The following is a 13,354-nucleotide window of genomic DNA, read 5'->3' on the forward strand; positions in this document are numbered from 1 at the left end:
GAAGCAGATTCTCCCGTGTTTGCAACTGGTTTTGCCCGGCCGCCGCTTATCCTTTTGCCTCCAGAAGCCCCTGCAGGCCTTCGCGCACATAAGGCAGGTATGTTTCCCCTACCGGCGTTCCGGCGACGATGCGAAGTTCCAGGTGTGGCAGGGCAGGCAGCGAGGTGACTGTGGGCAGGTCGGCGGCATGGAACCCGGTGAGGGCCGGAGCCACGGCGATGCCGGCACGGACAGCCGCCTCGATGACGACAAGGCCGGACACGGTGGCCTTGGTCGTCCATTTCACGGAACTCGTGTCCAGCGCGGCAATGGCGGCATCGCGCATGGCGCATCTGTCGGCATAGACCGCAAGCGGCAGGGCATTTTGCGATGTTGAAAGCGACGCGCTGCCGAGCCAGACGAGCGGCACGCTGGCAACAAGGTCACCGGTCCGGCCCCGCTGGGGCGACACCACGATGACAAGATCGTACCGGGAGCCGAGACTTGCCAGAAGCATCTGCGAGGAGTGGGTTTCCAGATCGAGAGAGCAGGGCTCCGGGCCGTCTTCCAGCGCTCTCAAGACAGGCACGAGGCCATAGGCGGCGATGTCGTCCGTTGCGCCAATGCGCAGGTACGGCAGCACCGAAGCCCCGCGCGCGGCGGATATCGCCTCGCGGTGCCGGGCCAGCAGGCTGCAGGCATGGCTGTAGAAGGTCTGTCCTGCCGGCGTCATCTCGACCGAACGGGTGGAGCGGTTGAACAACTGAACACCGAGTTCGGCTTCCAGGCCCTTTATCTGCTGGCTGACGGCAGACTGAGTGCGCCCGACATCCTCGCCGGCGGCACGGAAACTCTGCCGGTCACAGACGGCGACGAAGGTACGCAGGACATGTTCATCCATTGAGTAATTTTTCTTTTCAATAAGTCCAGAACAATTAATTTCACAATAGGAGCAATGGTTGGCTATGTCCATTTGAGGAGACAAGCCATGACACACATCCAGACAAATGACGAAAAACGGGTCTGCTTCGATTTCGAGATCGATTTCTCGAACGGTGGCGGCATTCAGGGGCAGGGCTTCCGGCTCGACATTCCCGGAGAGACCATCTCGGACGACGAACTTGCAGACTACATTGTGCGCGACATGCGCCTGTTGATGGTCGGCGAAGTGCGTATCCTCAACAAGACGATCATTACCGAAGCGCACAAGCGCCAAGCGGCGGCGAAAGGCCGGACGGAGACCCGGCCTTGAAGGGACGAGACATTTTGCTCGCGCTCGTTGTGGTGTCGGTCTGGGGGTTCAATTTCGTGGTGATCAAGATCGGTCTGCAGGAACTGCCGCCAATCCTGTTTGCCGCATTGCGCTTTGCCCTGGCAGCTTTTCCGGCCGTCCTTTTCCTGAAGCGGCCGCGCACGTCGATGAGGCTGGTCGTCCTGTTCGGCCTGTTCATGTTCGCGCTGCAGTTCGGACTTCTGTTTGCCGGCATGCACCTTGGAATACCGGCAGGACTGGCCTCGCTTGTGCTGCAGGTTCATGTGTTCATCACGATAGCACTGGCCGTTGCCTTTCTGGGTGAAACGGCCAGTCCGGCGCAGATTGCCGGAGCCACGCTGGCGACCGCAGGCCTTGGCCTTGTGGCATTCAACCTGACGGGCAGCACAACACTGACCGGGCTTGGTCTGGTCGTTCTGGCCGCCTGTTCCTGGGCTATCGCCAATCTCGTTACCAAGCGCATCGGCACCGTTGATCTGCTGTCGCTGGTTGCCTGGGGCAGCCTTGTGGCCCCGCTGCCGCTGTTGCTGCTATCGGCCTTCGTCGAGGGTCTCGACGTCTACCGGCAGGTCTATGAAACCGTTTCGTGGCGGGGGCTGTTTGCTCTGTTCTACATCGTCTACCCGACGACCTTGCTGGGCTTTTCGGTGTGGAGCGGCCTTCTGGCAAGATATCCGGCGGCGACCGTGGCACCCTTCACCCTGCTGGTACCGATCGTAGGCATGCTCTCAGCCGCCCTTGTTCTGGGCGAACCTCTGGAGCCGTGGAAACTGGGCGCGGCAGCGCTGGTGGTATCGGGTCTTTGCGTCAACCTGTTCGGTTGGCAGTCTGCAGCGCGCCTGCGCCGGACGGGCGGCTAGAAATGCAATTTCAGCCGTATCCGTGCAGGCGAACCCCGTTCTGCTTCAGCCAGACACGAGCCTTCGGTGTTTGCGGGGCAAGCTGTTCGCACAGGCGCCAGAAGCGTGCCGAATGGTTCATTTCCTTCAGATGCGCCACCTCGTGGGCCGCGACATAATCGAGGATTTCCGTTGGTGCCAGAATGAGCCGCCAGGAAAAGGAAAGTCGTCCGTTGGAGGCGCAAGACCCCCAGCGGCTGGTGGTGTCGCGAATGCTTATGGCCGCGACCTTCTTGCCGATGGTTGCGGCGTGGAGTGTTGTGCGGGCCGAGAGGTCCGCCCGGGCCTGTTCCTTCAGCCAGGTGGTGACCTTGCGCGGGATGTGGTCTTCAGCCCCCGGCACGAACAGCGCCGGCAAACCGGCGTCGTTCCGGCCAAGGGTAATCAACCCGCGCAGCTTGCCGGTTGGCACGATGACGTGATCCTCACCGCGCAGGGGCACGATTTCCCCGGGCAGAAACGTGACGTGGTCCGCCCTGTCCTGCAGACGTTCTATCAGCCAGTCGATGTGCTGGCGCGCGAACCGCTCGGCACGGGCAAGATCGCCGCCCTTGGGGACGGTCAGCACCGGACCGGACCTGTCGGCCGGCAAACGCAGAAGATACCGCTGCGCGCGCGGATTGGCCTTGAGGCGGATGCGCACGGCACTGGCACCGGTCTGGATCTCGATATGGTCGGGCAGCGTTTTCTTGCTGGCGCGGAGAAACATCAAGGGCGAAGGTCCATCGAATCAGTTGTTCCGATTTTAGCGAATTTGCGAGCGATTTCGCGGCAATTCTAAAGGGGGGAAATTGATTGAGATTCCGGCTTTCTGAAGGCCGGCTGCAATTCTGGCTGTTCTGAAACGGACAAGAGCGGCGCCTTTTCAGGCGCCGCTCTTGGTCTGGCCGTCGGGGAACGGGTCCGGGAGGAGGAGACTTTACAGCGGTGTGGCTTCGTCGCCAGTGCTGCGGCCCCGATTGGCCATGAAGCGATCGAATTCTTCCTGATCGCGCGCGCGGCGCAATTCGCGGAGGAAATCATCGAACTCGGCGCGCATGGTGTCGAGCTTGGCACGCTCTTCTTCCAGTCGCTTCAGTTCGCGCTCGCGATAGTCGTCAAATGCGACGTTGCCCGTGCGGGCATAGGCAGTCGTATTCATCTGCTCGAAGGCTCCCTTCAGCGGGCTGCCCCGCCACTGATCTTTCGCATCGCGGAGCATGCCTTCAAAGCGGTCGCCCCACAAAATGTAGGCAAGCATGGCAAGGCCAAGCGGCCAGAATGCCACGAAACCCAGCACCATCAGGCCGATAGTTACCGGCGTCCAGGCAGGTTTGATCATGCAACTTTTGGCTGTTGTCATCGTCCTATCCATTTCAGACATCCACGACTTTCCAAGTGGGGACGATTGCAGGCTCCTTCAAGGATTCGTGACAGGGATCACAGAATTCCCACAACGAAAAACCCGGCCTGCAAAGTTGCAGACCAGGTCTAACTCATTGATTTATATGTGAAATGCGAAACGGATCAGTCGAATGGGCCGTCGATCACATGTTGCGCCGAATAGTTCGCCAGGAGCTTCTCGCGGTGCCATTCAGCCGCCATCGGCGCGTTGGCGTATTCGTGGAAGCAGGGCGTGCCGAGCGTGAAGTGAAGAAGTTTCGCGTCGGGGTTGGGGCCGAATTCATCCGGCAGCCAGTTCCATTCCTTCGGCAGCTCGCCGATGAGCTCGTCGTCCAGCCAGGTGAACCGGTGCAGCTGCGCGCCGGTGGCATTCATCACGAAGTCGGGCGTTACCACCTTGTTGGCCGGGTGACCGCAGTTCCACAACACCACGCTGGACCAGTTCTTGCGCGGGTAGTTCTCGTTCTTCGAGCCGAGATACTTGGTGGTCTGCCGGGTCTGGTAGTCGTGGTGGACACACATGACCGCCTTGCTCTCGTCGCGCATGGCGAACAGCTTGGCAATGTCGTCCCGCACGATCATGTCGCCATCCATGAACAGCGCCCAGCCGTTGTAGTTCATCAGGCTAGGGATCAGGAAGCGGGTGTAGATGAAGTGATTGGACCCGTCGGTATGGGTCTCGTTGTAGGTCTTCAAATTGTGCAGCGACAGCGGCGTAATCGCCAGCACGTCGCTCGAAAGCCGGGTCAGGCTGTTGGCGCAAACATGATAGGCAATCGCTTCACGCGGATCGAAACCAATAAAAATATTGAGCACTACTGAAACCTCCGGCCTCGCTGTCTGACCGGCACTTGTATTGGGCCGAAAGGCCAGAATCAATAGCAGCAGGCTGCCTGCCGCCAGAAACCGGACTTTTTGGGACAAGTTAAAGGCACGCGGCCAAAGGCACCCATGGTGGGTGCCTTCACCGATGCTTGTTTCAGCTCACCGTTTCGGAAAGCTGGCGAGCCTGCTCGATCCAGTTGTCCCGGGCGATACGGCCACGGAAATCCAGCTTGGTGTCCAGGGCCTCGATCTGCTCTTCCGTCAGGCCGGCGATTTGCCAGAAGTGGAAGATACCGGCTTCGTTGAGAGCCGATTCCAGTTTCGGGCCGACACCGCTGATCGATTTCAGATCATCCGCGGCACCGTCCGGCTTGGTCAGCAGAATGCTCTCCAGCGAATTGCCGCTGCTTTTTGCAGCCGGTTTGGCCTTGGCAGGCGCAGGCGCAGCTTTCACGACCGGTTCGGCCGCTGCTTTCGCAGCCGGTGCGGCAGCAGGCGCAGGAGCCGGGGCAGCGGCCTTGGCGACCGGTGCCCTGGCGGCAGGCTTGCGCAGGTCCGTACGGTTAGAGCGGATGAAATCCATGACCCGCGGCGCGATCTCGGACCGCCAGCGCGATCCGTTGAAAACGCCGTAGTGGCCGACATTCGGCTGCTCGTAATGCGCTTTCATGTCGTCGTCCAGACTGGTGCAGAGCTTATGCGCCGCCTTGGTCTGGCCCCGGCCGGTGATGTCGTCCTTCTCGCCTTCAACGGTCAGAAGGGCCGTGCGGGTAATCTTGCCGCAATCGACCAGACGGCCATTGTGCATCATGGTGCCGTTCGGCAGCGCGTGCTCGATAAACACCGTTTCGACGGTCTGCAGATAGAATTCGGCCGTCAGGTCCATGACGGCGAGATATTCGTCATAGAAGTCGCGGTGTTTTTCGGCGTTGTCGCCGTCGCCTTCCACCAGATGCTGGAAGAAGTCCCGATGCGCGGTCACGTGACGGTCAAGGTTCATGCTCATGAACCCGGAAAGCTGCAGGAAGCCCGGATAAACGTCCCGCATGAAACCCGGATGCGGGAAGGGAACCTTCATGACAACGTTGTTCTTGAACCAATCGATACCCTTGGAAACCGCCAGGTCGTTGACCGCCGTCGGCGCCACGCGGGTGTCGATCGGTCCGCCCATCAGCGTCATCGTGGAGGGTACATAGGGGTCTTCGCGGTCTTCCATGACAGCGACGGCTGCCAGCACCGGCACGGACGGCTGACACACGCCCAGAATGTGCGTGTCCGGCCCGAGGAAGTGCAGCATCGAGATGATATAATCGATATAATCATCAAGATCGAACTTGCCTTCCTGCACCGGAACCATACGGGCATCGATCCAGTCGGTGATGTAGACATCCGCATTCGGCATCAGCGCTTCCACCGTGCCGCGCAGCAGCGTGGCGTAGTGGCCGGACATCGGCGCGACGATCAGGATCTTCGGATCGTTGCGGTGCGTCGTGACCCCGCGTTCGAAGTGGATCAGGTCGCAGAACGGACGGCTCCAGACGCTGACTTCACGTACAGGAACGCGCACACCGCTTACGGTGGTTTCCTTGAGACCGAACTCCGGCTTGCCGTAGCGGCGCGTCGTGCGTTCAAGCACCTCGCAGCCGGCAGCGATCGAACGGCCATAGCTGGTATGAGTCAGCGGATTCAGCGGGTTCTGGAAGTAGAGCCGGGTCATGTCGGCCAAAGCTCTGAAGGGCGCCATCGCGGCGTGGTTCAGTTCGTAAAGGTGGTAAAACGGCAAAGACGTCTCTCCTTTGCTGAACCAATTGGTGCCGGCCCCATTGGCATTGTTCGTAAACATTTTTTTCGGCCCGTCTCTTCTTACACCATCTATTGCATTGCAACAGGATAGCTATGCCTGTTGCAGCCCGCAATACTTCTAATTGGTATGTGAATACGCGCCTAAGTGCTCAGGATCGCGGCGAAAGACATTTTCGCACCAAATCACTGTGCAATGCAAAAGACCCAATAGAACATTTAAATCAATTTGGTAGCATTATATTAACGGCGTTCCAGAACGGCTCAGGCGGCCAGATCTGCGACCACCGCATCGAGCACGAAAAAACCTTCACGGGTTGCGCGAATGCGGTTTTCCCCGATTTCTTCCACCATGCCATGCTCGATCAAGGCTGCCAGACGAAGCGGATCGATGGAGCGGCTCGCATAACGCTCGTAGCGTTTCAGGTCGATCCCCTCGGTCAGCCGTAGTCCCATGAGCAGGAATTCGTCGCCCTGCTCCTCTTCGGAAAGACCGGCGTTTTCGGTCAATGCATGACCGTGGCTTTCGACATTTTCCAGCCAGGTTTCAGGATGGCGCTCGGTCGCGGTCGCAAGCTTGCTGACACCCACCGTGATGCGCCCATGGGCACCGGGCCCGACGCCGACATAATCGCCGTAGCGCCAGTAGACGAGGTTATGCCGGCATTCGGCGCCCGGACGGGCGTGGTTGGAGACTTCATAGGCGGGCAGACCGGCAGCAGCGGTCACATCCTGCGTCAATTCATAGAATTCGGCACCGTGATCCTGATCCGGCATCTTCAGCTTGCCGGCGTGAAACAGCGTATGGAAGGGCGTGCCTTCCTCGATCGTGAGCTGGTAGAGCGACAGGTGATCGGCGGCGAGCGCGATGGCCTCGTTCAGTTCCTGTTCCCAACCGGCCAGTGTCTGACCCGGCCGGGCATAGATAAGGTCGAACGACAGGCGCGGGAAGGTTGCCCGCGCGGTTTCGATGGCGGTGCGGGCCGTGCGCGCATCATGCAGGCGGCCAAGCAGTCTCAGATCCGTATCGATGAGCGACTGCACGCCCAGCGAGACCCGGTTGACACCTGCTGCCCGGTAACCGCGAAAGCGCTCGGCCTCGACCGACGAAGGATTGGCCTCCAGCGAAATCTCAACATTTTCGTCCATCGACCAGCGATCGGAAACCGCCTTCAGGATACGGTCGACCGTCGCCGGTTCCATGAGCGAAGGCGTGCCGCCGCCCAGGAACACGGACTGAACCGTCCTGCCCTTCGTCAAATCGGCGAAATGAGAGAGTTCCCGTTCGAAAGCGGCAGCGAAACGGGCCTGGTCGACCGGCTGGTGACGGACATGGGAGTTGAAGTCGCAATAAGGGCATTTGGCTGCGCAGAACGGCCAATGAATATAAATGCCGAAGCCTCCTTCGGCTGCCCCCACACCTGTCACGTCTTTTTATCCTTCCAGGCAGCCGGCAGAAAAGAGCTGGAATGCCCGCGCCCTGTGTGAAAGGGCGGATCCGTCCTTCGACCAGCCGTGTTTTTCTTCCGAGGTCATTTCGCCGAAGGTCCGCTCATGGCCATCCGGCTGGAAAACCGGGTCGTAGCCGAAGCCCTGCGTACCGCGCGGCGGCCAGACGATCTGTCCCTCGACCTCGCCGCGGAAGAACTCTTCGCTGCCGTCCGGCCAGGCCAGGCACAACACGGCAACAAAAGATCCCCGGCGCTTGTCGTCCGTCGTTGCGCCAAGGGTCTGAAGCTTTTCCTCGATCGTGCGCATGGCCATCGCGAAGTCCTTGTCCGGACCTGCCCAGCGCGCTGAATAGGTGCCCGGATCGCCGTTCAGTGCCGCAACGCAGAAGCCGCTGTCATCAGCCAGGGCCGGCAAGCGGGAAGCCTTGGCCGCCGCATGGGCCTTGATGGCTGCGTTTTCCTCGAACGTGACACCTGTCTCGTCCGGTTCCGGCAGGTCCAGCTCTCCGGCGGAGATCACTTCGAAACCATAAGGCTGAAGCAGTTCGTTGATCTCGCGGATCTTGCCCTTGTTGTGGCTTGCGACAACCAGTTTGCCCGGTTCCAGCTTGCGATGGCTCATGGTTTGCGCCCTTAGAGAATGGCCATTTTCTGAAGATCGACCAGCTTGCCGATGCCCAGCTTGGCCAGGCCCATGAGCTTGCCGAATTCTTCTTCGGAGAACGGTGCACCCTCGGCCGTTCCCTGGATTTCGACGATGCCGCCGGACCCGGTCAGAACGAAGTTGGCGTCGGTCTCGGCGGTGCTGTCCTCGGCGTAGTCGAGGTCGAGCACCGGAGCACCTTCGTAGATGCCGCAGGAAATGGCGGCAATGTGATCCTTCAGGACCTCGCCGGAGACCATGTCACGGGCCTTCATCCACTCGATGCAGTCGCGCAGGGCAACCCAGGCACCGGTGATGGACGCCGTGCGGGTGCCGCCATCGGCCTGGATGACGTCACAGTCCACGGTGATCTGGTTTTCGCCGAGGGCTTCCAGATTGACGACGGCGCGCAGAGACCGGCCGATGAGACGCTGGATTTCCTGCGTCCGGCCGGATTGCTTGCCGGCACTGGCTTCGCGGCGCATGCGGTCGCCCGTGGCGCGCGGCAGCATGCCGTATTCAGCCGTCACCCAGCCGCGGTTCTGTCCGCGCAACCAGGGCGGAACCCGCTCTTCCAGGCTGGCGGTGCACAAAACGTGGGTGTCGCCGAACTTGACGAGGCAGGACCCCTCGGCATGTTTGGAGACCCCGCGCTCCAGTGTGACCGCACGGAGTTCATCGGCTGCGCGTTTGGACGGACGCATGCATATCCCTTTCGACTTTCGTTCCGGAAAAACCGCCGTTTCTCCAGTGTATTCGTTGGGGCCTTGTAGACCCCAACTTCCTTCGCCGTAAAGGCCTTGCGTTGTGATACTTCACGCAAGCCCCCTTTTGCGCCTATATCTTTTTGATGAAAGCCCGGTCGACCCCGGTGAGTGGTCACATTCGGAGAACAAGCCTTGAGCCTCAGCGACCTCGACAAGAGATCCCGTGAAATCTTCCGTTCGATCGTGGAAACCTATCTGGAGACCGGCGAACCCGTCGGGTCCCGGAACGTTTCGCGCAAGCTCGGCATTTCGCTGTCCCCTGCCTCGATCCGCAACGTGATGTCTGATCTGGAACATATGGGCCTGCTGCATTCGCCGCATACCAGCGCAGGCCGGCTGCCGACCGAAATCGGGCTTCGGTTCTTCGTCGATGCCCTTCTGGAAGTGGGCGACCTGACCCAGGACGAGCGCCGGGCGATCGATGCCCAGGTACGGGCGTCGCAAAAGGCGAATTCGGCCGAGCAGGTACTGACGGAAGCCAGTCAGATGCTGTCCGGCCTGTCCATGGGCGCCGGCGTTGTCTTGACCCACAAGTCGGACATGCGGCTGAAACATATCGAATTCGTGCGCATCGAACCGCTGAAGGCCCTGGCGATCCTCGTCAGTGAAGACGGGTCCGTCGAGAACCGCGTTGTCGATCTGCCGGGTGACCTGCCGTCCTCGGCTCTGGTGGAGGCCAGCAACTACCTGAATGCCCAGATCAAGGGCAGAACCCTGTCGGAAATCCGCTCCGAACTGGAAAAGGTCCGCGATGCGGACCAGGCCGAACTGGATCTCTTGAGCCAGAAGGTCATTGATGCGGGTCTTGCGGTCTGGGGCGGGGAAAGCGCCACCGATCCGGGCACGCTGATCGTGCGGGGCCGGTCCAATCTCCTGACCGATCTGGACGCCGTTGAGGATCTGGAGCGCATTCGCCTGCTGTTCGATGATCTTGAAAGCAAGAAGGATCTTATCCAGTTGCTGGGTCTTGCCGAACAGGGCGACGGGGTGCGCATTTTCATCGGCTCGGAGAACAACCTGTTCTCGCTGTCCGGATCCTCCCTGGTGGTGTCGCCCTACAGGGACAGCAACCAGCGTATCGTCGGTGTTCTCGGTGTCATCGGACCAACCCGGCTGAATTATGCAAGGGTGATCCCGATGGTCGACTACACCGCCCGGCTGGTGAGCCGGATACTCGGATAAACCTGCCGGAGACCGGATTTCCCGAGCGGGTACGGGCTTGACCTGCCGCCGCCGCCACCCCCATGTGTACCCGAGACCAGCCAGACAGGACCTGACATGCTTTCGCCCGCCGAACTGGAACGCTACGCCCGCCACATCGTGCTGCAGGAGATCGGCGGTGCCGGCCAGCAGAAGCTGAAAAATGCACGCGTGCTGGTGATCGGTGCCGGTGGCCTCGGCGCGCCGGTGCTGCAATATCTGGCAGCCGCCGGTGTCGGCACGCTGGGCGTTGCCGACGACGACACGGTGTCTCTTTCCAACCTGCAGCGGCAGGTGATCCACGATACCGACCAGCTGGGTGAGCCCAAGGTTGCCAGTGCGGCCGAAGCGATTGCGCGACTGAACCCCAATGTGAAGGTCGAGCCGCACCCCACCCGCCTTGCCGGCCACAATGCCATGCAGCTCGTTTCCCGTTACGACCTCGTGGTGGACGGGTCGGACAATTTCGACACCCGCTACCTGGTGTCCGATGCCTGTTTTTTTGCGCAAAAACCGCTGGTGACGGCCGCCGTTGGCCAGTTCGACGGCTCGTTGACCACCTTGAAGCCCTTTGAAACCGGCCCGGACGGCACGGCCAACCCGACCTACCGTTGCCTCTTCCCGCAAAAGCCGCGCGACGGCCTGCTGCCGACCTGCGCCCAGGCCGGCATTCTGGGTGCGCTGACGGGCATCATTGGCGCCATGCAGGCCATGGAAGTGCTGAAGGAGCTGACCGGAACGGGCGAGGGGCTGGTTGGACGGATGATCCTCTTCGACGCCAGAACCGTGCGCATGGAAACCATTCGCTACAAGCGTTCCGCGAAGAACCCTCTCAACGGCGACACTCCGAAAACCTGGGCGGAGCTACTGGAGGAGGCGTGACACGAGATTGCCCTCCCGCAGGGAGTGAGAAACCTGCTGTTGGCCGCTTCCCTCAAGTCTGACCGGACAGTCTTCCGGGCAAACAAAAACCCGCCCCGGTTTCCCGGCACGGGTTCTGTAAAACTGTGGTCTGACTGACCTTAGTTCGGCTTCTGCTCAGTCGCCTGCTGGGCAGCGGCCTGCTGGGCCATGTTCTGGCGGTAGAGCTGAGCGAAATCGATCGGGTCGAGCATCAGCGGCGGGAAGCCGCCGTTGCGGGTCGCTTCGGAAAGGATGTTGCGGGCGAACGGGAAGATCATGCGCGGGCACTCGATCATCACGAACGGATGCATGTGCTCTTTCGGCACGCCGGTGATCTTGAACAGGCCTGCGTAGACCAGCTCGACGTTGAACATCACCATGTCCGGGCGCTCGGCCTTGGCGGTCAGGGTCAGGACGACTTCAAACTGGTCGTCACCGATCTGCTGGGCACCGACGTTGACGTTGATATCGAGCTTCGGCTGGTCGCCCTGTGCCAGGGAGCGCGGCGCATTCGGGTTTTCGAAAGACAGGTCCTTGATGTACTGGCCAAGGATGTGCATGCCCGGCGCTGCTGCGCTCTCCGCCTGCGGCTGCGCGCCGCCGTCATTGGTGTCGGTCATCATCTCATTCCGTTGCGCGGTGCTGATCTGAAATGAAGAGCTATTAAATCCCTCCGGCTGGCCGCCGGCCCGCGTGATCCGGACAGCCGTGTTAGCGGGTGGCTACCACTTACGCCTTGTCGGCACAAGAGCCCCGGCCTTGCCAGCCGCCGGAATCCGCTTCAAAAGAGGGAAGTTGCCGTTCTCCAAGAAGTCCAGATGCACGAACAACCGACATCCAATATCACCCTGCCGCACCGGCGCCTGAAACTCGACACGCTGGTGCGCCTGCGCTGGCTTGCCGTGGGCGGCCAGTCCGCAGCGCTCCTGGTCGTGCATGTCGGTCTGGGCTATCCGACGCCGGCCGGACCTGCCTTTGCCATGGTGGCCCTGTCCGCCTGGCTCAACATCTTCCTGAAGATCCGCTGGCCCTCGGCCATGCGCCTGTCGGAACGCGCCGCAGCCCTGCAGCTTGCCTATGACATCCTGCAGATGAGCGGCCTTCTGTTCCTGACCGGCGGTCTGGGCAATCCATTCGCGTTCCTGCTGATGGCGCCGGTGATGGTGTCCGCGACGGGCCTGTCAGCCCGTTACACGGTGATCCTCGGTATTCTGGCCACGGTTTGCGCCAGCCTGGTAGCGGTTTTCCACCTGCCTCTGCCATGGCCGGTGGGCGACGACTTCTCGCTTCCGATCGTCTATTCGGTCGGCATCTGGACCGCACTCGTCTCCACGCTCGGCTTCATGGCGATCTATGCGTTCCGGGTGGCCGAAGAGGCCCGCCAGATGGCGGACGCGCTTGCGGCAACCGAACTCGTGCTTGCCCGTGAGCAGCATCTCAACGCGCTTGACGGGCTGGCAACCGCGGCCGCGCATGAGCTCGGCACACCGCTTGCCACCATCTACCTGGTGGCCAAGGAACTGACGGACGAATTCGAGGCGAGCGACCCCAGGGCCGAGGACGTGGACCTGATCCGCTCACAGGCCGAGCGCTGCCGGTCCATCCTGCGTCAGCTCACGAGCCTGTCGAGCGAGGAAGACCGGACCTACCAGCGCATGCCGGTGTCGCAACTGCTGGAAGATGTGGTCGACCCTCACAGGGGCACGGGCGTTGCGATCCACTCTACCGGGTCCGGAACCGGCGCCGAGCCGGTGGGTACACGAAACGCGGCAATCCGTTACGGACTTGGCAACCTGCTGGAAAATGCCGTCGACTTCGCCAAGACCCGCGTCGATGTGTCCGCCAGTTGGGACGAAACGACACTCTCGATTTCCATCAAGGACGACGGCCCCGGTTTTTCGGTCGAAATTCTTGGCAAGATCGGCGACCCCTACGTTTCCGTGCGCGGCGGAAAGTCGCCGCAACGCGGCACCGGCGGAGGGCTTGGTCTTGGCATCTTCATTGCCAAAACCCTGCTGGAACGCACGGGTGCCAAGCTGCATCTGGAAAATTCGGCCCCACCCCAGACAGGGGCTCACATCCGCGTAAGCTGGCCGCGCAAGGTGTTTGAACAGGACGGCAGAGTGGACGAAACGGCTTTTTCACCCCATAACGGCAATAAAGCGCAAACAATGCATGCTGTGCCCGTGAATCCATCCGGGGTGCAGGAGAAGACGCAAGAATAAGACCGG

At 61.1% G+C, this 13,354-nt stretch carries 14 protein-coding genes; 5 read left to right on the forward strand and 9 right to left on the reverse strand.

Annotated elements, in window-relative coordinates:
- Nucleotides 1-46 precede the first annotated feature (46 nt).
- Nucleotides 47-880, reverse strand: coding sequence for a LysR family transcriptional regulator (locus HCG46_RS20545; RefSeq protein ID WP_168687266.1), 834 nt, complete (start codon nt 878-880; stop codon nt 47-49).
- 87 nt (nt 881-967) lie between these two features.
- Here HCG46_RS20545 and HCG46_RS20550 point away from each other — a divergent pair, with 87 nt between their 5' ends.
- Together HCG46_RS20550 and HCG46_RS20555 are read left to right on the forward strand one after the other, a co-directional pair.
- Complete coding sequence (locus tag HCG46_RS20550) at nt 968-1,231, forward strand: cyclase (protein WP_152505035.1); 264 nt, start codon at nt 968-970, stop codon at nt 1,229-1,231.
- The gene (locus HCG46_RS20555) at nt 1,228-2,112 is read left to right on the forward strand and encodes an EamA family transporter (protein ID WP_168687267.1); all 885 of its coding nucleotides are present in this window, start codon (nt 1,228-1,230) and stop codon (nt 2,110-2,112) included. The genes HCG46_RS20550 and HCG46_RS20555 overlap by 4 nt, the downstream gene beginning before the upstream one ends.
- A 10-nt stretch (nt 2,113-2,122) precedes the next feature.
- Here HCG46_RS20555 and HCG46_RS20560 read toward each other — a convergent pair whose 3' ends face one another.
- From HCG46_RS20560 to rph, 7 genes are all read right to left on the reverse strand, one after another.
- A complete protein-coding gene (locus tag HCG46_RS20560) occupies nt 2,123-2,860 on the reverse strand; it encodes a SprT family zinc-dependent metalloprotease (protein WP_023002400.1) in 738 nt (245 codons plus the stop codon).
- 210 nt (nt 2,861-3,070) lie between these two features.
- Nucleotides 3,071-3,493, reverse strand: coding sequence for a DUF2852 domain-containing protein (locus HCG46_RS20565; protein ID WP_023002401.1), 423 nt, complete (start codon nt 3,491-3,493; stop codon nt 3,071-3,073).
- Nucleotides 3,494-3,657: 164 nt separating this feature from the next.
- The gene (locus HCG46_RS20570; RefSeq protein WP_055660566.1) at nt 3,658-4,350 is read right to left on the reverse strand and encodes a glycosyltransferase; all 693 of its coding nucleotides are present in this window, start codon (nt 4,348-4,350) and stop codon (nt 3,658-3,660) included.
- 163 nt (nt 4,351-4,513) lie between these two features.
- Nucleotides 4,514-6,142 (reverse strand): polyhydroxyalkanoate depolymerase, encoded by a 1,629-nt coding sequence (gene phaZ, locus HCG46_RS20575; protein ID WP_168687268.1) that lies wholly within the window; start codon nt 6,140-6,142, stop codon nt 4,514-4,516.
- A 281-nt stretch (nt 6,143-6,423) separates the two neighbouring features.
- Nucleotides 6,424-7,578 carry a radical SAM family heme chaperone HemW gene (hemW, locus tag HCG46_RS20580; RefSeq protein WP_168687537.1) on the reverse strand — a complete coding sequence of 385 codons (1,155 nt, stop codon included), beginning with the start codon at nt 7,576-7,578 and terminating at the stop codon, nt 6,424-6,426.
- Nucleotides 7,579-7,593: 15 nt separating this feature from the next.
- Nucleotides 7,594-8,232, reverse strand: a complete 639-nt coding sequence (gene rdgB, locus HCG46_RS20585; protein ID WP_168687269.1) for an RdgB/HAM1 family non-canonical purine NTP pyrophosphatase — start codon at nt 8,230-8,232, stop codon at nt 7,594-7,596.
- An 11-nt stretch (nt 8,233-8,243) separates the two neighbouring features.
- Entirely contained in the window at nt 8,244-8,957 is a 714-nt protein-coding gene (gene rph, locus HCG46_RS20590) for a ribonuclease PH (RefSeq protein ID WP_023002406.1), read from the reverse strand.
- Between the two features lie 171 nt (nt 8,958-9,128).
- Between rph and hrcA the strand changes: the two genes are divergently transcribed.
- On the forward strand, nt 9,129-10,202 hold the full coding sequence (gene hrcA / locus HCG46_RS20595) for a heat-inducible transcriptional repressor HrcA (protein ID WP_031269953.1): 1,074 nt from the start codon (nt 9,129-9,131) through the stop codon (nt 10,200-10,202).
- Between the two features lie 96 nt (nt 10,203-10,298).
- Nucleotides 10,299-11,102 (forward strand): molybdopterin-synthase adenylyltransferase MoeB, encoded by an 804-nt coding sequence (moeB, locus tag HCG46_RS20600; RefSeq protein WP_055660309.1) that lies wholly within the window; start codon nt 10,299-10,301, stop codon nt 11,100-11,102.
- A gap of 140 nt (nt 11,103-11,242) precedes the next feature.
- Here the strand turns inward: moeB and secB are convergent, their stop codons facing one another.
- The gene (gene secB / locus HCG46_RS20605) at nt 11,243-11,743 is read right to left on the reverse strand and encodes a protein-export chaperone SecB (RefSeq protein ID WP_031269955.1); all 501 of its coding nucleotides are present in this window, start codon (nt 11,741-11,743) and stop codon (nt 11,243-11,245) included.
- Nucleotides 11,744-11,941: 198 nt separating this feature from the next.
- On the opposite strand from secB, the gene HCG46_RS20610 reads away from it, so the two are divergent.
- Complete coding sequence (locus tag HCG46_RS20610) at nt 11,942-13,348, forward strand: ActS/PrrB/RegB family redox-sensitive histidine kinase (protein WP_023002410.1); 1,407 nt, start codon at nt 11,942-11,944, stop codon at nt 13,346-13,348.
- Nucleotides 13,349-13,354: the final 6 nt, after the last annotated feature.

The organism is Labrenzia sp. PO1, from assembly GCF_012273635.1.
GTDB lineage: Bacteria > Pseudomonadota > Alphaproteobacteria > Rhizobiales > Stappiaceae > Roseibium > Roseibium algicola.